This window comes from Citrobacter sp. CK202, assembly GCF_030333225.1.
In the GTDB taxonomy this organism is placed as follows: Bacteria; Pseudomonadota; Gammaproteobacteria; order Enterobacterales; family Enterobacteriaceae; genus Citrobacter_B; species Citrobacter_B koseri.
In genome coordinates, this window is sequence record NZ_JAOWGI010000028.1 from 212,027 (window position 1) to 230,767 (window position 18,741).

The 18,741-nt window shown below is 54.6% G+C and carries 18 protein-coding genes; 14 read left to right on the forward strand and 4 right to left on the reverse strand.

Annotated elements, in window-relative coordinates; genetic code table 11:
- The 8 genes from OGX84_RS17095 to adrA all read left to right on the forward strand — a co-directional run bounded on the left by OGX84_RS17095 (window position 1) and on the right by adrA (window position 8,254).
- Window positions 1–1,194 (forward strand): multidrug efflux MFS transporter, encoded by a 1,194-nt coding sequence (locus OGX84_RS17095; protein ID WP_012133614.1) that lies wholly within the window; start codon window positions 1–3, stop codon window positions 1,192–1,194.
- 172 nt (window positions 1,195–1,366) lie between these two features.
- Window positions 1,367–2,131, forward strand: a complete 765-nt coding sequence (gene idnO / locus OGX84_RS17100) for a gluconate 5-dehydrogenase (RefSeq protein WP_112002465.1) — start codon at window positions 1,367–1,369, stop codon at window positions 2,129–2,131.
- A 23-nt stretch (window positions 2,132–2,154) separates the two neighbouring features.
- Window positions 2,155–3,444 carry an MFS transporter gene (locus OGX84_RS17105; protein ID WP_024130608.1) on the forward strand — a complete coding sequence of 430 codons (1,290 nt, stop codon included), beginning with the start codon at window positions 2,155–2,157 and terminating at the stop codon, window positions 3,442–3,444.
- Between the two features lie 83 nt (window positions 3,445–3,527).
- Window positions 3,528–4,520 carry a DNA-binding transcriptional regulator IdnR gene (gene idnR, locus OGX84_RS17110; RefSeq protein ID WP_058668690.1) on the forward strand — a complete coding sequence of 331 codons (993 nt, stop codon included), beginning with the start codon at window positions 3,528–3,530 and terminating at the stop codon, window positions 4,518–4,520.
- 230 nt (window positions 4,521–4,750) lie between these two features.
- Window positions 4,751–5,011 carry an anti-adapter protein IraP gene (gene iraP / locus OGX84_RS17115; protein WP_012133608.1) on the forward strand — a complete coding sequence of 87 codons (261 nt, stop codon included), beginning with the start codon at window positions 4,751–4,753 and terminating at the stop codon, window positions 5,009–5,011.
- Between the two features lie 159 nt (window positions 5,012–5,170).
- The gene (phoA, locus tag OGX84_RS17120; protein WP_104869008.1) at window positions 5,171–6,586 is read left to right on the forward strand and encodes an alkaline phosphatase; all 1,416 of its coding nucleotides are present in this window, start codon (window positions 5,171–5,173) and stop codon (window positions 6,584–6,586) included.
- Window positions 6,587–6,728: 142 nt separating this feature from the next.
- Complete coding sequence (psiF, locus tag OGX84_RS17125) at window positions 6,729–7,049, forward strand: phosphate starvation-inducible protein PsiF (protein ID WP_012133606.1); 321 nt, start codon at window positions 6,729–6,731, stop codon at window positions 7,047–7,049.
- A 107-nt stretch (window positions 7,050–7,156) separates the two neighbouring features.
- Window positions 7,157–8,254: a diguanylate cyclase AdrA gene (adrA, locus tag OGX84_RS17130; protein ID WP_012133605.1), complete on the forward strand. Its 1,098-nt coding sequence runs from the start codon at window positions 7,157–7,159 to the stop codon at window positions 8,252–8,254.
- A 15-nt stretch (window positions 8,255–8,269) separates the two neighbouring features.
- Here the strand turns inward: adrA and proC are convergent, their stop codons facing one another.
- Window positions 8,270–9,079, reverse strand: a complete 810-nt coding sequence (gene proC, locus OGX84_RS17135) for a pyrroline-5-carboxylate reductase (RefSeq protein ID WP_047458533.1) — start codon at window positions 9,077–9,079, stop codon at window positions 8,270–8,272.
- Between the two features lie 138 nt (window positions 9,080–9,217).
- Here proC and OGX84_RS17140 point away from each other — a divergent pair, with 138 nt between their 5' ends.
- The 5 genes from OGX84_RS17140 (at window position 9,218) to ppnP (ending at window position 11,915) form a co-directional block, all read left to right on the forward strand.
- Window positions 9,218–9,676, forward strand: a complete 459-nt coding sequence (locus OGX84_RS17140; protein ID WP_012133603.1) for a YaiI/YqxD family protein — start codon at window positions 9,218–9,220, stop codon at window positions 9,674–9,676.
- Window positions 9,677–9,857: 181 nt separating this feature from the next.
- Entirely contained in the window at window positions 9,858–10,403 is a 546-nt protein-coding gene (gene aroL, locus OGX84_RS17145) for a shikimate kinase AroL (protein WP_047458531.1), read from the forward strand.
- 26 nt (window positions 10,404–10,429) lie between these two features.
- On the forward strand, window positions 10,430–10,621 hold the full coding sequence (gene yaiA / locus OGX84_RS17150) for a protein YaiA (protein ID WP_012133601.1): 192 nt from the start codon (window positions 10,430–10,432) through the stop codon (window positions 10,619–10,621).
- Window positions 10,622–10,882: 261 nt separating this feature from the next.
- Window positions 10,883–11,560: an AroM family protein gene (locus tag OGX84_RS17155; RefSeq protein WP_012133600.1), complete on the forward strand. Its 678-nt coding sequence runs from the start codon at window positions 10,883–10,885 to the stop codon at window positions 11,558–11,560.
- Between the two features lie 70 nt (window positions 11,561–11,630).
- Complete coding sequence (gene ppnP, locus OGX84_RS17160) at window positions 11,631–11,915, forward strand: pyrimidine/purine nucleoside phosphorylase (RefSeq protein WP_024130605.1); 285 nt, start codon at window positions 11,631–11,633, stop codon at window positions 11,913–11,915.
- Between the two features lie 37 nt (window positions 11,916–11,952).
- On the opposite strand, the gene rdgC is transcribed toward ppnP, so the two are convergent.
- The gene (rdgC, locus tag OGX84_RS17165) at window positions 11,953–12,864 is read right to left on the reverse strand and encodes a recombination-associated protein RdgC (RefSeq protein WP_024130604.1); all 912 of its coding nucleotides are present in this window, start codon (window positions 12,862–12,864) and stop codon (window positions 11,953–11,955) included.
- Window positions 12,865–12,989: 125 nt separating this feature from the next.
- Here rdgC and mak point away from each other — a divergent pair, with 125 nt between their 5' ends.
- A complete protein-coding gene (gene mak / locus OGX84_RS17170; protein WP_286458225.1) occupies window positions 12,990–13,898 on the forward strand; it encodes a fructokinase in 909 nt (302 codons plus the stop codon).
- A gap of 441 nt (window positions 13,899–14,339) precedes the next feature.
- On the opposite strand, the gene sbcC is transcribed toward mak, so the two are convergent.
- The gene (gene sbcC, locus OGX84_RS17175; RefSeq protein ID WP_115615014.1) at window positions 14,340–17,483 is read right to left on the reverse strand and encodes an exonuclease subunit SbcC; all 3,144 of its coding nucleotides are present in this window, start codon (window positions 17,481–17,483) and stop codon (window positions 14,340–14,342) included.
- A complete protein-coding gene (gene sbcD / locus OGX84_RS17180) occupies window positions 17,480–18,688 on the reverse strand; it encodes an exonuclease subunit SbcD (protein ID WP_286458227.1) in 1,209 nt (402 codons plus the stop codon). The genes sbcC and sbcD overlap by 4 nt, the downstream gene beginning before the upstream one ends.
- Between the last annotated feature and the right edge of the window lie 53 nt (window positions 18,689–18,741).

An 18,741-nucleotide genomic window follows, 5' to 3' on the forward strand; every position in this document is an offset into this window, starting at 1 on the left:
ATGGAATCCTGGAAGGTTAATCTTATCTCCGTCTGGTTCGGCTGCTTTTTTACCGGGCTGGCGATCAGTCAGATCCTGCCATTTTTACCGCTGTATATCTCGCAAATGGGCGTCACTTCGCATGAAGCGCTCTCCATGTGGTCTGGCTTAACCTTCAGTATTACCTTTCTCATCTCCGCGATTGTTTCGCCCATGTGGGGCAGTCTGGCTGACCGTAAAGGCCGCAAACTGATGCTACTGCGCGCATCGCTCGGCATGGCGATCGCGATTTTACTTCAGGCGTTTGCGACCAATGTCTGGCAACTGTTTCTTTTGCGCGGCGTCATGGGGCTTACCTCCGGGTACATTCCTAACGCGATGGCGCTGGTGGCTTCGCAGGTGCCGAGAGAGCGTAGCGGCTGGGCGCTCAGCACGCTTTCCACCGCCCAGATCAGCGGGGTGATCGGCGGGCCGTTAATGGGCGGAGTTATTGCCGATCATATCGGGCTGCGGGCGGTCTTTTTTATTACCGCCACGCTGTTGATGGTGAGCTTTCTGGTAACGCTGTTTTTAATTAAAGAGGGCGTTCGTCCGACTCTCAAAAAGAGTGAACGACTGAGCGGCAAAGCGGTTTTTGCCTCATTGCCCTATCCGGGTCTGGTGATTAGCCTGTTTTTCACGACGATGGTGATCCAGCTCTGTAACGGTTCGATCAGCCCCATCCTGGCGCTGTTTATCAAATCCATGCTGCCGGACAGCACGAACATTGCCTTTTTGAGCGGATTAATTGCGTCGGTGCCCGGCGTTTCAGCGCTCATTTCCGCTCCCCGCCTTGGCAAACTTGGCGACAGGATCGGGACGGAAAGGATTTTGATGGCGACGCTGGTCTGTGCCGTGGTGCTGTTTTTCGCCATGTCGTGGGTGACGACGCCGTTCCAGTTGGGGGTTCTGCGTTTTCTGTTAGGTTTTGCCGATGGCGCGATGCTGCCTGCCGTACAGACCTTATTGGTGAAGTATTCCAGCGATCGAATAACCGGCCGTATCTTTGGTTATAACCAGTCGTTTATGTATCTCGGAAATGTGGCCGGGCCGCTGATGGGGGCGTCCGTATCGGCGATGGCGGGCTTTCGCTGGGTATTTGTCGCGACGGCGCTCATTGTGCTGGTGAATATCTGGCAACTGGCGATTGCGTTGCGCCGCCGTCACGCTGCCTGAGATCCGCTGTTAATCGTGATCATGTGCAGAAAGCATTCTGTACATGATCCTTTCTTTGCTGCCAAATCCAATGTAGATCACAAATTGACCATTAGTTGTGTAAGAGAACTTCTTTTTTCTACTGTTACGCGTATACAGTTACGCGTAACAGCTATCGAAAAAGAGGTTTTTGATGAAAAATATTTTTAGTCTTGCAGGTAAACGCGCATTGATTACGGGGTCAGCGCAGGGAATCGGTAATTTGCTGGCAAGGGGGCTGGCAGAGCATGGCGCCAGCCTGGTGATTAACGACATTACGCAGCAGCGGGCGGAACAGGCCGCGAGCACACTGACGGCTCTGGGTTATGACGCCGTGGGTTATGGGTTTGATGTCACTCACGCGGCGGAGGTGGAAAAAGCGATTGCGCATATTGAGCAGGAAATTGGGGCGATTGATATTCTCATCAATAATGCCGGTATCCAGCGTCGTTACCCCCTGACGGAATTTCCTGAAGCAGAGTGGGATCGCGTTATTGATGTCAATCAGAAATCCGTATTCCTTGTTTCTCAACAGGTAGCCAAATATATGATGGCGCGCCGGGAAGGGAAGATTATTAATATTTGTTCCATGCAGAGTGAATTAGGCCGGAAAACAATTACACCCTACGCTGCTTCAAAAGGCGCGGTGAAAATGTTGACGCGAGGAATGTGCGTGGAACTGGCGGAATATAATATTCAGGTTAACGGTATTGCGCCGGGCTATTTTGCCACAGAGATGACGGAAGCGCTGGTGAACGACGACGCCTTTTCCGCCTGGCTGTACCAGCGCACGCCTGCCGCGCGCTGGGGAAAGCCGGAGGAGTTGATTGGCGCGGCGGTTTATCTTGCGGCCCCGGCCTCGAATTTTGTTAACGGTCATATTCTCTTCGTCGACGGCGGAATGTTAGCTGCGGTATAGACTCATTATCAAAAGGAATGTGTATGAACGCTCTTGCTAAATTACCAGCCCGGCGCTGGTGGTATTTAATGCCGATTATTTTTATTACTTACAGCTTAGCGTATCTCGATCGCGCCAATTATGGTTTTGCCGCCGCGGCAGGTATTGAAACCGATCTGGGTATTACGAAAGGAACCGCATCCTTAATTGGCGCGCTTTTTTTCCTCGGGTATTTCTTCTTTCAGGTGCCGGGAGCTTTGTACGCCGTTAAACGCAGCGTACGGAAAATGATCTTTTTCAGCCTGATTCTGTGGGGAATATGTGCCGCCGCGACGGGGTTTGTCAGTAATATTCCCATGCTGATGGCGATCCGTTTTACTCTTGGCGTGGTTGAGGCGGCGGTGATGCCAGCCATGCTGATTTATATCAGCAACTGGTTTACGAAAACCGAGCGCTCGCGGGCGAATACCTTTTTGATTCTGGGTAATCCGGTCACCGTGTTGTGGATGTCGATTGTCTCCGGTTATCTGATTCAGGCCTGGGGATGGCGCGAGATGTTCATTATTGAGGGCATCCCGGCGGTACTGTGGGCATTTTGTTGGTGGGTGCTGGTTCGTGATAAACCGGCCGATGCCAGCTGGCTGACGGCGGAGGAAAAAGAGACGCTGCAACAGGCGATGGATCGTGAGCAAACCCATATTAAACCGGTACGTAACTACGGGGAAGCCATGCGCTCGCGTAACGTTGTCATGCTGTGCGCGGTACATGCGTTGTGGAGTATCGGCGTGTACGGATTCATGATGTGGATGCCATCCATCCTGAAATCAGCGGCCCAAATGGATATCGTATCCGTCGGCTGGCTGGCCGCCGTGCCCTATCTGGCGGCGATCTGTCTGATGCTTACCGTGTCGTGGTTATCGGATAAGTTTCAGAACCGTAAGCTGTTTATCTGGCCGTTGCTGCTGATTGCCGCCATCGCTTTCTTATGTTCCTGGCTGTTGGGGAGCAACGCTTTCTGGCTCTCTTATGGATTGCTGGTGGTTGCCGCAGCCTGCATGTATGCGCCTTACGGCCCGTTTTTTGCCTTAATTCCTGAACTGTTGCCGCGTAATGTGGCGGGCGTGTCGATGGGCTTAATCAACAGTTTCGGCGCGTTAGGGGCATTCCTCGGCGCATGGCTGGTGGGGTATCTCAATGGCCTGACGGGCGGGCCGGGCGTTTCGTACACCTTTATGGCGATTTCCCTGCTGGCCTCGGTGGTATTGATGTATAACGTGCGCGCTAATCAGGCGCCGTCGTCCACATCCTTACAAACCGGGAAAGCGGTGGGCTAATCCGGCCGGATAAGATGCAGTCCCTCGCTGGCTGTGTTAAGGTTCTCTGCGAATTGATCACGCTGTCTTTCGCAGAGAACTTCATGAAAAACAATCGGATGACCTTGCAGGATATCGCCACGCTGGCTGGGCTAAATAAGATGACGGTAAGCCGTTATCTTCGCGATCCCAATCAGGTCTCGCAGCGTAGCCGCGAGCTGATTTCGAAGATCATGGAGGAGAATAATTATATTCCCAATCGCGCCCCCGAGATTTTGCTTAATGCGCGCAGTAAAACGATCGGGGTGCTGATTCCCTCCTTTCGCAACCAGATTTTTGCCGATGTCCTGGCGGGGATTGAGTCGGTGACTTCCGCTCATCAATACCAGACGCTGATCGCTAACTATGAATATGACCCGGAGCGGGAAGAGCGCGAAGTGCTTAACCTGCTCTCCTACAACATTGATGCGCTGATTCTGACCGGAAAGCAACATACTGAACGTATGGTGCAGTATGTGCGCGCTAGCGGTATCCCCGTGGCGGAGTTAATGGATATCACCGAGCATTGTCTGGATATGCAGGTTGGTATTGATAACGAAAAAGCCGCGTGGGATATGACTCAGGCGTTTCTGGAGGCGGGAAAACGCGCCGTGGCGTTTTTCGGCTCAATGGATGACCCGCGTGATGTCAGTCGCTATCGCGGCGTTGAGCGTGCGCTGAGCGAGCAGGGGTTACAGCCTTACCATGTGGTGCCAAAAGCCATTTCGTCACTGGCCTTAGGTCGTCAGTTGTTTTTGCAGACGATGCGCGACAGACCGGATATTAACGCGATTTTTTGCACCAATGACGACTTAGCCGTTGGCGCGCTGCTGGAGTGTCAGTCGCAGCAGATCCCCGTTCCGCAACAGGTTGCTATTGCCGGATTTCATGGCCTGGAAATCGGCCGCGCACGTTTGCAAAAAATAGCGAGCGTGATTACCCCCCGCTACGATATGGGAAGCGTAGCCGCAGATATGCTGATTAAACGTCTGGGCGGAAAAGAGACGCTGGACAGGGTCAATCTGGGATATCAAATATATTATGGCGATACGCTTTAAGTTAAATTCTGGCGTATTTACCATAACTTTAATTTATGTAATGGCGTGACTATTTATACCCTGATTTTTTACGGTTGAATTATTTTCTCGCGAGAAACGTTTCGCTCCATTTTGTCAGCGCATTATTTACAGAAAGTCTTTCCTTTATCATAAAAATACTACTTTTACCCTCTAGGCAGTCGTGAACCATAATGATAACGTCAGCATTCCTCGGATAAGGAAATACAGTCATGAAAAATCTCATTTCAGAGTTGTTGCTGAGGCTCGCCCAAAAAGAAGAAGAGTCGAAAGAACTGGTTGCTCAGGTAGAAGCGTTAGAGATTATTGTCACGGCGATGCTGCGTAATATGGCGCAAAATGAGCAGCAGAAGCTCATTCATCAGGTTGAGGATGCGCTCGACGGCGTAAAGCCGGATGCCAGCGTTCCAGATTACGATACGGAATTGCTGCGCCAGTATGTAAAAAAGTTACTGAGGCATCCTCGTAGCTGATCGTATTCAGAGTAAACACTGTCATAACCTTGTCACGTCAGTTACCTATAGTCGCTTTGTTTTTATTTTACTGTATTTATACCCGTTGTACTTCAGGTTGCATATGTATTGGCTTTCTGTAACCCGAATTATTTAGGGTAGGCACATGGAGAAAATAAAGTGAAACAAAGCGCTATTGCTATTGCCCTGTTACCTCTGCTGTTTACCCCCATTACGCATGCCAGGACGTCCGCGATGACGGTGCTGGATAATCGTGCCGCACAGGGAGATATTACCACGCCAGGCGGGGCGCGCCGATTAGCGGGCGATCAAACGGCGGCGCTGCGAGATTCGCTGAGCGATAAACCGGCCAAAAATATTATCTTGCTGATCGGCGATGGTATGGGTGATTCTGAAATCACTGCGGCGCGAAATTATGCGCAAGGGGCCGGCGGCTTTTTTAAAGGAATTGATGCTTTACCGTTGACCGGGCAATACACCCATTACGCGCTGGATAAAGAAACGGGTAAACCGGATTACGTCACAGATTCCGCCGCGTCGGCAACGGCGTGGTCGACGGGAGTTAAAACCTATAACGGCGCGTTAGGCGTCGATATCCACGAAAAAGATCACACCACGATCCTGGAGATGGCCAAAGCGGCAGGTCTGGCGACGGGCAACGTCTCGACCGCAGAATTACAGGATGCGACACCCGCCGCGTTAGTCTCCCATGTAACCTCACGCAAATGCTACGGCCCCAGCCTTACCAGCACTCTTTGCCCGACAAACGCGCTGGAGAAGGGTGGAAAAGGGTCGATCACCGAGCAACTGCTGAATGCGCGGGCGGACGTTACGCTTGGCGGCGGCGCGGCCACCTTTGCTGAAATGGCGACAGCAGGCGAATGGCAGGGGAAAACGCTGCGTGAGCAGGCGCTGGCGCGGGGATATCAGCTGGTGAACGATGCCGCCTCGCTGAAGGCGGTAACGGCGGCAAATCAGGATAAGCCGCTGCTGGGCTTGTTCTCCGACGGCAACATGCCGGTTCGCTGGGAAGGCCCGAAAGCCTCTTATCACGGCAACCTTGAACAACCTGCGGTGACCTGCAAGGCAAACCCGCAACGCGATGATACCGTGCCTACGCTGGCGCAAATGACGGATAAAGCGATTGAGCTGTTGAGTAAGAATGAAAAAGGTTTCTTCTTGCAGGTTGAAGGCGCGTCCATCGATAAACAGGATCACGCCGCCAACCCATGCGGGCAGATCGGCGAAACGGTCGATCTGGACGAAGCCGTGCAGCGTGCGCTGGCATTCGCTAAAAAAGAGGGCAATACCCTGGTTGTGGTGACTGCCGATCATGCGCATTCCAGCCAGATTATCGCGCCGGAAAGCAAAGCGCCGGGACTGACGCAGGCGTTAAATACCAAAGATGGCGCGGTGATGGTCATCAGCTACGGCAACTCGGAAGAGGAGTCGCAGGAACATACCGGCAGCCAGTTGCGCATTGCCGCATACGGCCCGCATGCGGCGAATGTCGTCGGATTAACGGACCAGACCGATCTGTTTTACACCATGAAAGCGGCGTTGGGACTGAAGTAAACGGACTCCTGACGGCAATACTTTTGCCGTCAGGTGGTATTTTCGTCGTCAGCAGCCAGACTTAGAGTTAGCCTCCTTCGGTTACGGCGCACGTAACCAGAAGGATGACGTGTAGTGTCAACACTCACAGAAGGATGGTGCTATGAAAATAACATTACTGGTTACCCTGCTGTTTGGGCTGGTTTTTTTAACCGCCGTCGGCGCTGCCGAGAAGACATTAACCCCGCAACAACAGCGTATGACGAGCTGCAATCAGCAGGCGACGGCGCAGGCGTTAAAAGGGGATGCGCGTAAGACCTACATGAGCGATTGCCTGAAAAACAGTAAATCCGCCCCTGGTGAGAAAAGCCTGACGCCGCAGCAACAGAGAATGCGTGAGTGCAACCAGCAGGCGACGGATCAGTCGCTGAAAGGCGACGATCGCAGCAAGTTTATGAGTGCCTGCCTGAAAAAATCCGCATAGTGCTAACGGGTGAGCTGAGAAAATCACTCACCCGAAATTTCATACTTCCTTCACAATCCCCCTCTCTATAATTTGGGAAAATTGTTTCAGAATGTTCCCAAAAAATAATGAATGATGAAAACTTTTACAAAAAAGCGGTCGCACAGAGTGAGCCACCTCACTCTCCTCAAAATGACCATCAACGCTCCGGGCTGCGATTCGCCAGGCGGGTGAGACTGCCGCGTGCGGTAGGACTGGGATGGATGTTTCTCCCGATCGCCGCCGTACTGGCTTCACAACCGATTGCGGGAGGATGGTGGTTGTTTCTGGTCGGCTGGTCTTTCGTCTGGCCGCATCTGGCGTGGCAGCTGGCGAGTAAAGCCATCGATCCCTTAAGCCGGGAAATATACAACTTAAAGGCGGACGCCATTCTTGCTGGCGTCTGGGTTGGGGTGATGGGCGTCAACGTGCTGCCCTCCACGGCTCTGCTGATGATGATGTGTATGAATTTGATGGGCGCGGGAGGGCTGCGGCTCTTTATTGCCGGTATGGTGTTAATGGTTGTGTCATGTCTGGTGACGTTACAGCTGACCGGAATTACCGTGGCTTTTCGCAGCGCGCCGCTGGAGTGGTGGTTCTCCCTGCCGGTGATTGTGATTTATCCCTTGCTGTTTGCCTGGGTGAGTTACCAGACGGCGACCAAACTGGCGGAACATAAACGCAGGCTACAGGTGATGAGCATGCGGGATGGCATGACCGGCGTCTATAACCGGCGTCACTGGGAAATATTGTTGCGTAATGAATTTGATAACTGTCGCCGCTACCACCGGGACGCCACGTTGCTCATCATCGATATCGATCACTTTAAGAGCATAAACGATACCTGGGGGCACGATGTCGGAGATGAGGCGATCATTGCCCTGACGCGCCAGTTACAGATGACGCTGCGCGGCAGCGATGTGATAGGACGTTTTGGCGGCGACGAGTTTGCGGTGATCATGTGCGGTACGCCAGCGGATAACGCGATTGCCGCGATGTCGCGGGTTCATGAGCGATTAAACGCGTTACGCCTGCCGTGCGCGCCACAGGTTATTTTGCGCATCAGCGTGGGCGTTGCGCCATTGACCACGCAAATCGGACACTACCGGGAATGGCTGAAATCGGCGGATATGGCGCTTTATAAAGCAAAGAACGCCGGACGTAACCGTACCGAAGTGGCGGCCTGACGTCCGGCAACTGGCTCAGGATTTACTGAGTTTCTCTGATTTTTCCATACACTTCGCCATCGCTTCAATAATCGACGCCCGGAACCCTCGTTCCTCCAGCACCCGAACGGCTTCAATGGTCGTCCCGCCAGGCGAGCACACCATATCTTTCAGTTCACCCGGATGTTTACCCGTTTCGAGCACCATTTTGGCGGAGCCCATTACGGCCTGCGCGGCGAATTTATAGGCCTGCGCGCGAGGCATTCCGCCCAGCACCGCGGCATCGGCCATCGCCTCAATAAACATGAAGACATAAGCCGGAGCGGAACCGCTGACCCCAACGACGGGGTGGATCATCGACTCGGCAATCACTTCCGCTTCGCCAAAGCAGCGGAAAATGTTCAGCACGTCAGCGGTATCTTCCGGCGTGACCAGCGCATTTGGCGTTATGGAGGTCATGCCCGCGTTGACTAAAGACGGCGTGTTTGGCATCGCGCGAACAATTTTGCGATCGTGCCCCAGCGCGCGCGCCAGCTGATCGAGCGTGACCCCCGCAGCGATAGAGACGACTAATGAGTCCTTATTCAGGCTGGAGCTGATTTCGCTCAGCACTTTAATCATGATGCCCGGCTTCACGGCGCCGAAAACGATATCCGCAACCTGCGCGACGTCCTGCGCACTCTGCGCCGCATTGATGCCGTACCGATCGTGCAGCGCGGCGACGTTATCCGGGGACGGGGTATAGACCCAGATTTGCCCGGGGAGAACCTGACCGCTGGCAATCAGGCCGCCCAGAATGGCTTTTCCCATATTACCGCAACCGATAAAACCGATTTTCTTCTCCATTTCGTCACTCCCTATGCGTATTTTTAGTTGGGGTTATTAGCTTAACGTGGATTGAAAGTCTCATGAAGGAGAAACAGCACTTTGACGGAAGACAAAAGCACGAGACAATAGACGATTGCACATGAGCCTGGAGCGGTTATGACAATATGGGTGGATGCGGATGCGTGTCCAAATGTGATTAAAGAGATTCTGTACCGTGCGTCTGAACGTATGCAGATGCCGCTTATTCTGGTGGCGAACCAGAATTTACGCGTACCGCCTTCGCGTTTTATCCGTACACTGCGCGTACCCGCCGGATTTGATGTCGCTGACAACGAGATTGTGCGTCAGTGCGAAGCCGGAGATTTGGTCATTACGGCGGATATCCCGCTGGCCTCTGAAGTGCTGGAAAAAGGGGCGGCGGCGCTGAATCCACGCGGCGAACGCTATACGGAGTCAACGATCCGCGAACGCCTGACAATGCGTGACTTTATGGATACCCTGCGCGCCAGCGGGATTCAGACGGGCGGGCCGGACAGCCTTTCTCCGCGCGATCGCCAGCATTTCGCCGCCGAGCTGGATAAGTGGTGGCTGGAAGTCCAGCGCAGAACGCGCTAAATGTAATGTTATTTTTACACTTTGCTGCTGATGATTTCTTGTTATAGTAAGCGCGTACAAACTTTCACGGTTTTTGTGGAATGATTTATTTACATTTAACGATGTACTAGTTTGGTGGTATGATTATTACTTTGATGACATCAGATCCCGCACCTTTGCGGCTCTCTGGGGAAAGCCCGCTATGACGCAACCTCTCTTTCTTGTTGGCCCTCGCGGCTGTGGTAAAACAACAACCGGTATGGCGCTTGCGCAGGCAGTGGATTTCCAGTTTGTCGATACCGATCGGTGGTTGCAATCGCACGTCCAGATGACGGTTGCGGAAATTGTTGACCGGGAAGGGTGGGACAGCTTTCGCGCCAGAGAAACAGCAGCGCTGAAGGCGGTTACCGCGCCGTCAACGGTGGTTGCGACGGGGGGAGGGATCATCCTCACCGAATACAATCGTCGCTATATGCGCGAAAATGGCATTGTGATTTATTTAAGCGCGCCAGTGTCCACGCTGGTGAACCGGCTGGAGGCCGCGCCAGAAGAGGGACTGCGCCCGACGCTAACCGGCAAGCCCTTAAGTGAAGAGGTGCAGGAAGTGCTTGAGCAGCGCGACGCGCTGTATCGTGAAGCCGCGCATTACATCATCGATGCGAGCCATGCCCCTGACCAGGTTGTTTCTGAAATTCTTGCGGCGTTGTCGCAGGCGGCGCAACGATTGCAGGGCGGCGTCTATAATTAAAGTTCATCCAGTAAAAAGGAAGAACTATGCCAACAAAACCGCCTTATCCCCGGGAAGCGTATATCGTCACCGTTGAGAAAGGAACGCCAGGTCAGACGGTGACCTGGTATCAGCTCCGCGCCGACTATCCCGAACCTAACGCACTGATCAGCGAGCATCCTTCCGCGCAGGAAGCGATGGATGCCAAAACGCGCTATGAAGATCCCGATAAAAGCTGATAAATCCTGACGTGTGGAACGCCCGGCAAGGCGCCTGAGTCACGTCACAACGTACTTGCATCACACTTTTCACTCATTGCCGCATTCTGCTAAAACTGAAAATTAAGCGATAACAATATACTACTGGAGTGATTTGGAATCTTTACACAATGCATTGCCGATCTCCTGCTACGCTTTTCTGCATTTGTAGCGCAGGGCAGGTAAGTGTTCAGGCATTTACCCGGGAATTAACGACGAAGTAAAAAGAAGGTGGAACAGAAAATGAGTGCGTCGTTGGCTATCCTCACGATCGGCGTTGTGCCAATGAGCGAAGTGCTGCCGCTTCTGACGGAGTATATCGATGAGCAACATATTACCCATCATAGTCTGTTGGGTGAGATCAGCCGTGAAGAGGTGTTGGCGGAGTACGCCGTTGAGGCCGGAGACGATCCGCTATTAACGTTGCTCAGTGATAACCAAATCGTCCATGTTTCGCGCCAGAAAGTAGAGCGCGACCTGCAAAGTATTATCGAAGTGCTGGATAACCAGGGCTACGATGTCATTTTATTGATGAATACCGCCGCGATTAACAGTATGACCGCGCGTAACACGATCCTGCTGGAGCCGTTGCGTATTATCCCGCCGTTAGTGGCGTCGATTGTTGATGGCCATCAGGTGGGCGTGATTGTGCCGGTTGAAGAGTTACTGGATGTGCAGGCGAGAAAATGGCAGGTCTTACAACGTCCTCCGGTCTTTTCTTTGGCGAATCCCGTGCAGGGATCGGAACAACAACTGATTGATGCCGGTAAAGATTTGCTGGAACAGGGCGCGGATGTGATCATGCTGGATTCCATTGGATTTAATCAGCGTCATCGTGATTTATTGCAAAGAGCGCTGGATGTTCCGGTCTTGCTCTCTAATGTCTTGATTGCACGGCTGGCTTCGGAATTACTCGGTTAATTTTGCGTGACAGGCAGAAGGTCGCGACCCTATATTGGTGCTTAACGTAACCATGAGAAAGGGCCAGTTTATGCTACAAAGTAACGAATACTTTTCCGGCAAAGTGAAATCGATCGGCTTTACCAGCAGCAGTACTGGTCGCGCCAGTGTCGGCGTGATGGCGGAAGGCGAATATGCCTTTAGCACTGCCGCGCCGGAGGAGATGACGGTGGTCAGTGGCGCGTTGAACGTACTGCTTCCGGGGGAAACCGAGTGGAAAGTCTACGCAGCGGGCGAGGTGTTTAACGTCCCTGGCCAAAGTGAGTTCCATTTGCAGGTGGCTGAACCGACGTCCTATCTTTGCCGCTATTTATAATGGCGCTTCCCTCTCCTGGCGGAGAGGGAATATTCACTTAGCGTTGCGCTTCGCCGCCCAGACCTTCAACCAGGCTTTGAATTAACGCCGCCAACTCACCCGTCATCAGAATGAAATCGGCATCAAAACGCTGAGCGTAGTCTTCGCGATCGATATCTTCGTTTTGATCGCGCAGTTCATCGCTGAACTTCAGGCGTTTGATCGAACCGTCATCGCAGATCAAAAACTGAATGCGCTGCTGCCAGTCGAGCGCCAGTTTCGTGACCACTTTACCCGCTTCAATGTGCACGGCGATCTCGTCGCTGACCAGATCCTGTTTCTTCGCGCGGATCACGCCGCCATCTTCCAGCATTGCTTTCAGCTCTGCTTCGTCCAGCAACTGGAATCCCTGCGCCACCGTACCGGAACGCACCCATTCGGTGAGCGTCAGCTCGATAGGATTTTCCAGCGCCAGCGGAACCACCGGCAGCGAGCCGAGGCTTTTACGCAGCAGCGCCAGCGTATCTTCCGCTTTTTTAGCGCTTGCGCAATCGACCATGATCAGACCGTTAACGGTGTCGATCCACATCATTGTCTGACTAAAACGGCTAAAGGCGCGCGGCAACAGTGAGTGCAGCACTTCATCTTTCAGCGAGTCTTTTTCCGTTTTTTTCAGCTTGCGCCCCTGGTCAGCTTCCAGTTTGGCGATTTTCGCTTCCAGCGCTTGCTTGATTACCGGCGACGGCAGAATCTTCTCTTCTTTACGCGCGCAGATAATAATTTGGCCATTGGCGGTATGCGTTAACGCATCGCTGTGCGAGCCCATTGGCGGAACCCAGCCCATTTTTGCCATATCCTGGCTGCCGCAAGGGGTAAACGTCATCGAGGCTAGCTGTTTTTCCATCTCCTCGGCGCGCAACGAAATATCGCGGCTAAGACGGTAAACCATTAAATTTTTGAACCACAGCATGATAATTTCCACGGCCTTGTCGTTAAATCCAGCGGGTATAATAACGAATTGTCGGCGGGCTTGCATTGCCAACCAGAACACCCGCCTCTACTCTGTTGATATTCCCTAAAAATGAGGAGCGATGTGTGCGTATAGGTATCGATTTAGGCGGCACGAAAACGGAAGTGATTGCGCTCGGCGATGCGGGGGAACAGCTGTTTCGCCATCGTCTGCCTACGCCGCGGGATGATTATCGACAAACGATAGAGACCATCGCTTCGCTGGTCGAGATGGCGGAAAAGGCGACGGGCCAGACGGGTACGGTAGGGATGGGTATTCCAGGTTCGATCTCGCCTTATACCGGCGTGGTAAAGAACGCCAACTCAACCTGGCTTAACGGTCAGCCGTTCGATAAAGATTTGAGCGCGCGTTTGCAGCGGGAAGTGCGCCTGGCGAACGACGCCAACTGTCTGGCGGTGTCCGAAGCGGTGGATGGCGCAGCGGCCGGAGCGCAGACCGTTTTTGCGGTGATCATCGGCACCGGGTGCGGGGCTGGCGTGGCGCTGAACGGTCGGGCGCATACCGGCGGCAACGGTACGGCAGGCGAGTGGGGGCACAATCCCTTGCCGTGGATGGATGAAGATGAACTGCGCTACCGTGAAGAAGTGCCCTGCTACTGTGGCAAACAAGGCTGCATTGAAACCTTTATCTCAGGAACCGGGTTTGCCACGGATTACCATCGTCTGAGTGGTCATCCGCTGAAAGGGAATGACATTATCCGTCTGGTTAACGAGCAGGACGCGCTGGCGGAACGGGCGCTTAGCCGTTATGAACTGCGCCTGGCGAAATCGTTAGCCCATGTGGTCAACATCCTCGACCCGGACGTTATCGTGTTAGGCGGCGGGATGAGCAATGTCGACCGGTTGTACAACACCGTGCCATCGTTGATTAAACCGTTTGTTTTTGGCGGCGAATGCGAAACGCCGGTCCGTAAGGCGTTACATGGCGATTCCAGTGGCGTTCGCGGCGCGGCATGGTTGTGGTCGCAGGAGTAATCGTTTTTTGCCGGATAAGGCATAATGCCCGGTGGCGCTACGCTTACCGGGCCTACAAAATGCTCCCTGTAGGCCGGATAAGGCGGTGACGCAGCCATCCGGCGTAATGCCCGGTGGCGCTACGCTTACCGGGCCTACAAAATGCTCCCTGTAGGCCGGACAAGGCGGTTACGCCGCCATCCGGCATAGTGCCCGGTGGCGCTACGCTTACCGGGTCTACAACGTGCTCCCTGTAGGCCGGATAAGGCGGTTACGCCGCCATCCGGCATAGTGCCCGGTGGAGCTATGCTTACCGGGCCTACAATGTGCTTCCTGTAGGCCGGATAAGGCGGTTACGCCGCCATCCGGTATAATGCCCGGTGGCGCTACGCTTACCGGGCCTACAATGTGCTCTCTGTAGGCCGGATAAGGCGGTTACGCCGCCATCCGGCAAAACAACCGTCATTCCACAGCAAACATCTTATCCAGTTTGCTGTAACCCAGCCCATTGATTTTCTTCACCTTAATTTGCACAGGAATGCGTTCTTTCATCGCTTCCACATGGCTTATTACGCCAATCGTCTTACCGGTGGCATTCAGCGCGTCCAGGGCATCCAGCGCGGTATCCAGCGTTTCGCTGTCCAGCGTGCCGAACCCTTCATCAAGGAACAGGGAGTCGATGCGCGTTTTGTGGCTGACCAGATCGGACAACGCCAGCGCCAGCGCCAGACTGACCAGGAAACTTTCGCCGCCCGACAGCGTGCGGGTATCGCGAACGGCATCCGCTTGCCAGGTATCGACCACCTCCAGTTCCAGCGCTTCGCTGGCCTTGCGCTGGAGCAGGTAACGACCATGCAGGCGAGTCAGCTGATTGTTCGCCAGCCAGACCAGGTTATCCAGCGTCAGTCCCTGAGCAAATTTGCGGAATTTATCGCCCTCTTTAGAGCCGATTAACGCGTTCAGATAACCCCAGTCCTCCACCTGCTGCGAGGCGTTTTCAATCTCCAGCATCAGAGACTGCTGCTGTTGGCGGTTATCCGCATCCTGTTTGAGTTGCTGGCGGATCTCCCCCTGACGCGTCGTATTGTCCCGCAGTTGTCCGGTTAATTGCGTCACGGCCTGCTGAATGTGTTCAGGTGTGAGCGTGAGATCCAGCCCCTCGGGCGGATGTTGTTGATGTTCTGCCAGCGCCTGGTTCGCCTGAGCGGCTAAGGCCTGCGCCTGCTGTAACTGGTTTTCCAGCGCCTGGCGATGTTGTTCGAGGCGGGCGATGGCCTCATCATCCAGTAGCGCGGCAAGGAAGGCGGCGCGATCGTCAAATACGCTGGCCTTGAGCGCGGCCTCAAAGTGCGCCTGCGCCTGTGCTACCCGCTGCATTTCCTGCGCTTCCTGCTGCTGCAAGGTCTGCCACTGGCTCTGTAGCGAAACGCAATCATCATGTACCTGCCGCCAGTTATCCAGCGCCACGCGCTCATCGCTCTCCGGGAGAATATCTGTTTCCGGTAGTGTCTCCAGCAGGGGAGTCAACTGCGCGATGCGCGTTTGTAGCTCACCCAGTTCCGTCTGGCGCTGTTGCCATGTTTGCGCATCATCCGCGCGGGCGTTTAACCACGACGCTTCTTCTCCGTCGGCGGGCAGGGATAACCCGTAGCGGCGCAGTTCAGACAGCAGCGTAGTTTGACGCTGGTCGATTTGCTGCTGAAATTGCGTAACCTGCCCGGTATGGGCGGCGATCTGCGCCTGCAACATATGGCGCTGGCTGAGCTGATACAGCTGTTGTTCATAGTCCTGCCGGGCGGTCAGCCACGGTGAAATATCGTCCTGAGGGTGCAGCGTAACTTTCAGCGCGTCACACAGCGTCTGCCATTCTTGAGTGAGCGCTTGCTCCTCTTTTACCAGTGCCTGCGCTTCGCTTTCGTCGCGGTGTAGCTGCTGCGTTAATGTTTCCAGTTGCCCGCGTAAGGCGGCGCCTTCTTCCGCCAGCGTCTTGACCTCTTTTTCCAGTGCATCGCGCCGCGCCTGATTCACGCCGGGTTCGAGTGCCTGATAGGATGCAATCGCCGGATGCGAGGTCGATCCGCAGAGCGGGCATGGCTGGCCGGATTGCAGCAGCGCTCGCTGGCTTTCCAGATCTTTGATGCGCGCCTCCTGCTCGCAAATCGTTTTCACATCCATGAACTGCTGATTTTTTTCTTTATATTTCTGTCGCTTATCCTCCAGTGCCGCATTGCGTCGGGCCAACTCCTGCTGACTATTCTGGATCGCAGTTTGCAGTTGTTCCCGTCGTTTTTGCTTAGGCGCTATCTGCCCATGCAGGCTGGCGAGACGCTGACGCAGCGGCTGCTGCTGCGTATGCTGCGCCAGCGCTGCCGTAGCCTCTTCTGGCGTAAGCGTCAGAGGATTCGGTGGAAGCGCGTCACGCTTGCGGATATCGCTTGCACACTGCTGCTGCCATTTAAGCAACTGCGCTTTATCGCTGGACTGTTGAGCAAACAGCGCACGCCAGCCTGCCAGTTCACTGCTCCACAAGCGGAAGCGTTCATGTTCGGTGAGCCACCCGGTCAGCGTCTGCATGGTGGCGCGCAGTTCGGCGGATTGTTGTTGAGCGCTGTGTCGAATGCGGCTGCGCAGGTGTAATACGCTTTGTAAGCGAGTATTTACTTCCTGAATTTGCTGGCGTGTGCGCCCGGCGGCAGCGGTTTGTTCCTCAATGCGTTCCCAGTGTGGGCGTAACTGCCGGGCAGGATGCGCCAGCTTCAGCGCGGCCAGCTGCGGCTGCGCGTTTTCCTGTTCTTCCTGGGCGACCCGCAGCGCCTGCTGGCGGCGATTCATTTCAGCCTGCAACTCATTCTGACGGGTCAGCCAGTGCAGATGTTGCTGGTGAAGCTGCTGGCGGGCGAGCAGCTGTTTTTCTTCGTCAGTGAGCGCCTGCAAACTTTCATTGAGGGAATGCTGCTGCTCCGGCGCTAACAGCGAGACGCCGCTGGCCTGCGCCTGAAGCTTTTCCAGGTCGGTGCGGGCGGTCTTGTGCTTTTCAAACACCAGCGCGGAGATCTGCCCGTAGATTTCGGTTCCGGTCAGCTCTTCCAGAAGCTCGGCGCGCTCTTTCGGCTTCGCATTGAGAAACGCAGCGAACTGCCCCTGCGACAGCAGCATGGAGCGGGTAAAGCGTCCGTAATCCAGCCCGGTGAGCGATGCCGTCATCTCCAGCTTATCTTTGACCTTATCGGCGAGGATTTTTCCGTCGGCGCAGCGCGCCAGCTCCACACGCGGCACTTGCAGGTTTCCGTCCGGCTGATTGCGGGCGCGGTTCTGGCTCCAGAAAGCGCGGTAAGACTCGCCTTTAACCTCGAACTCCACTTCGGCGAGGCATTCGGCCGTATCGCGGGTCATCAGATCGTTTTGCGATTGCGAAACGGTGCTCAGGCGCGGCGTCTCGTGATAGAGCGCAAGACAGATGGCGTCGAGCAGCGTGGTTTTCCCCGCGCCGGTCGGCCCGGTGATGGCAAACAGCCCGTTGCTGGCAAAAGGTTCTGCCGTGAAATCGACTTTCCATTCTCCCTTCAGGGAGTTGAGGTTTTTCAAGCGCAGACTGAGAATCTTCATGCGTCATGCTCCCCGGCCAGCGAATGTAGGGTGGTGGTAAAAAGCTGCGTCAGACGTTCACGCTGGGGCTCATCCAGCTCTTCCAGCGCCAGACGGCGGGTAAAAACGTCTTCCACGCGCAGTTCGCTCAGGGTTTCACGTCGTTCGTTAGCCATAATGCGTTCGCGATTTTCCCGACTGCGGCGCACCAGTAAAACCTCAACGGGCAGCGACTCCGTTAATGCCTGAATTTTGCGCTGCATATCGTGAAGGTATTCGTCGGTGGTGATTTCAATATCCAGCCAGACGGGAGGCTCCTGGTGAACATCGCGCCATTGCTCAAGTTGTTCGGTGATGGAGGCCAGATCGCCTTTCAGCACCGCCAGCGGTTGAGTGACGGGAACGGCGAGGTTCTCTACTTGATGTAATTTGCCGTTTGCAAAACTGACCAGATGGACGCATTTGCTTTTGCCGCACTCATCAAAGCTCAGCGCGATCGGAGAGCCGCAGTAGCGGATGTGTTCCGTGCCGCCAATGATCTGCGCCCGGTGAATGTGTCCCAGAGCGATATAATCGGCAGGAGGGAAGTTTTGCGCTGGGAAAGCATCCAGCGTGCCGATATAGATGTCACGTACCGCGTCACTTTTACTGGCGCCGACGGTGGTCAGGTGCCCGGTGGCGATAACCGGCAGAGTTTGATCGCCGTCGCCGCGCAGCTTACAGGCTTCCTGATACTGTTGTTGGTAGTAATCCGTGATCGCCCCGAGCAGATGCTGCTGTTTTTCATTGCCCGAAAGCCCCGCCTGGCTGGTGATGATGTCGCGCGGGCGTAAAAACGGAATCGGGCAAAGCACGGCGCCCGGCGTGCCGTCGCGACGGTAAAGGTACTGCGGCGCGTGGCCTGCGCTGGCGACCACGGTGGTGTTGAGAAACGCCAGAATATCGCGGGATTCGTTGAGCGTGGCGACGGAGTCATGGTTTCCGGCCAGCACCACCAGATGACAGCCGGTTTGCTGTAAATTGACAACAAACCGGTTATACAACTCGCGGGCATAGCTTGGCGGCGATCCTGTATCAAAAATGTCACCCGCGACAATAATCGCATCCACCTGATGAGATTGCGCGGTTTCCAGCAGCCAGTCGAGAAATGCCTGGTGCTCGGCGGCGCGGCTTTTGCTGTAGAAGTTTTGTCCCAGATGCCAGTCAGAGGTGTGAAGGATGCGCATAACGGTTCCATGACGAAAAAGCGTGGGCAGGATTATAACCCGTCGGGAACGGT

What these genes read in the sequence shown, in the direction of transcription:
- ppnP (WP_024130605.1), top strand. Translation starts at nt 11,631, where the DNA reads ATGCTACAAAGTAACGAATACTTTTCCGGCAAAGTGAAATCGATCGGC.
- proC (WP_047458533.1), bottom strand. Translation starts at nt 9,079, where the DNA reads ATGGAGAAGAAAATCGGTTTTATCGGTTGCGGTAATATGGGAAAAGCC.
- yaiA (WP_012133601.1), top strand. Translation starts at nt 10,430, where the DNA reads ATGCCAACAAAACCGCCTTATCCCCGGGAAGCGTATATCGTCACCGTT.
- iraP (WP_012133608.1), top strand. Translation starts at nt 4,751, where the DNA reads ATGAAAAATCTCATTTCAGAGTTGTTGCTGAGGCTCGCCCAAAAAGAA.
- OGX84_RS17095 (WP_012133614.1), top strand. Translation starts at nt 1, where the DNA reads ATGGAATCCTGGAAGGTTAATCTTATCTCCGTCTGGTTCGGCTGCTTT.
- psiF (WP_012133606.1), top strand. Translation starts at nt 6,729, where the DNA reads ATGAAAATAACATTACTGGTTACCCTGCTGTTTGGGCTGGTTTTTTTA.
- sbcD (WP_286458227.1), bottom strand. Translation starts at nt 18,688, where the DNA reads ATGCGCATCCTTCACACCTCTGACTGGCATCTGGGACAAAACTTCTAC.
- rdgC (WP_024130604.1), bottom strand. Translation starts at nt 12,864, where the DNA reads ATGCTGTGGTTCAAAAATTTAATGGTTTACCGTCTTAGCCGCGATATT.
- aroL (WP_047458531.1), top strand. Translation starts at nt 9,858, where the DNA reads ATGACGCAACCTCTCTTTCTTGTTGGCCCTCGCGGCTGTGGTAAAACA.
- adrA (WP_012133605.1), top strand. Translation starts at nt 7,157, where the DNA reads ATGAATGATGAAAACTTTTACAAAAAAGCGGTCGCACAGAGTGAGCCA.
- OGX84_RS17105 (WP_024130608.1), top strand. Translation starts at nt 2,155, where the DNA reads ATGAACGCTCTTGCTAAATTACCAGCCCGGCGCTGGTGGTATTTAATG.
- OGX84_RS17140 (WP_012133603.1), top strand. Translation starts at nt 9,218, where the DNA reads ATGACAATATGGGTGGATGCGGATGCGTGTCCAAATGTGATTAAAGAG.
- idnR (WP_058668690.1), top strand. Translation starts at nt 3,528, where the DNA reads ATGAAAAACAATCGGATGACCTTGCAGGATATCGCCACGCTGGCTGGG.
- idnO (WP_112002465.1), top strand. Translation starts at nt 1,367, where the DNA reads ATGAAAAATATTTTTAGTCTTGCAGGTAAACGCGCATTGATTACGGGG.
- OGX84_RS17155 (WP_012133600.1), top strand. Translation starts at nt 10,883, where the DNA reads ATGAGTGCGTCGTTGGCTATCCTCACGATCGGCGTTGTGCCAATGAGC.
- sbcC (WP_115615014.1), bottom strand. Translation starts at nt 17,483, where the DNA reads ATGAAGATTCTCAGTCTGCGCTTGAAAAACCTCAACTCCCTGAAGGGA.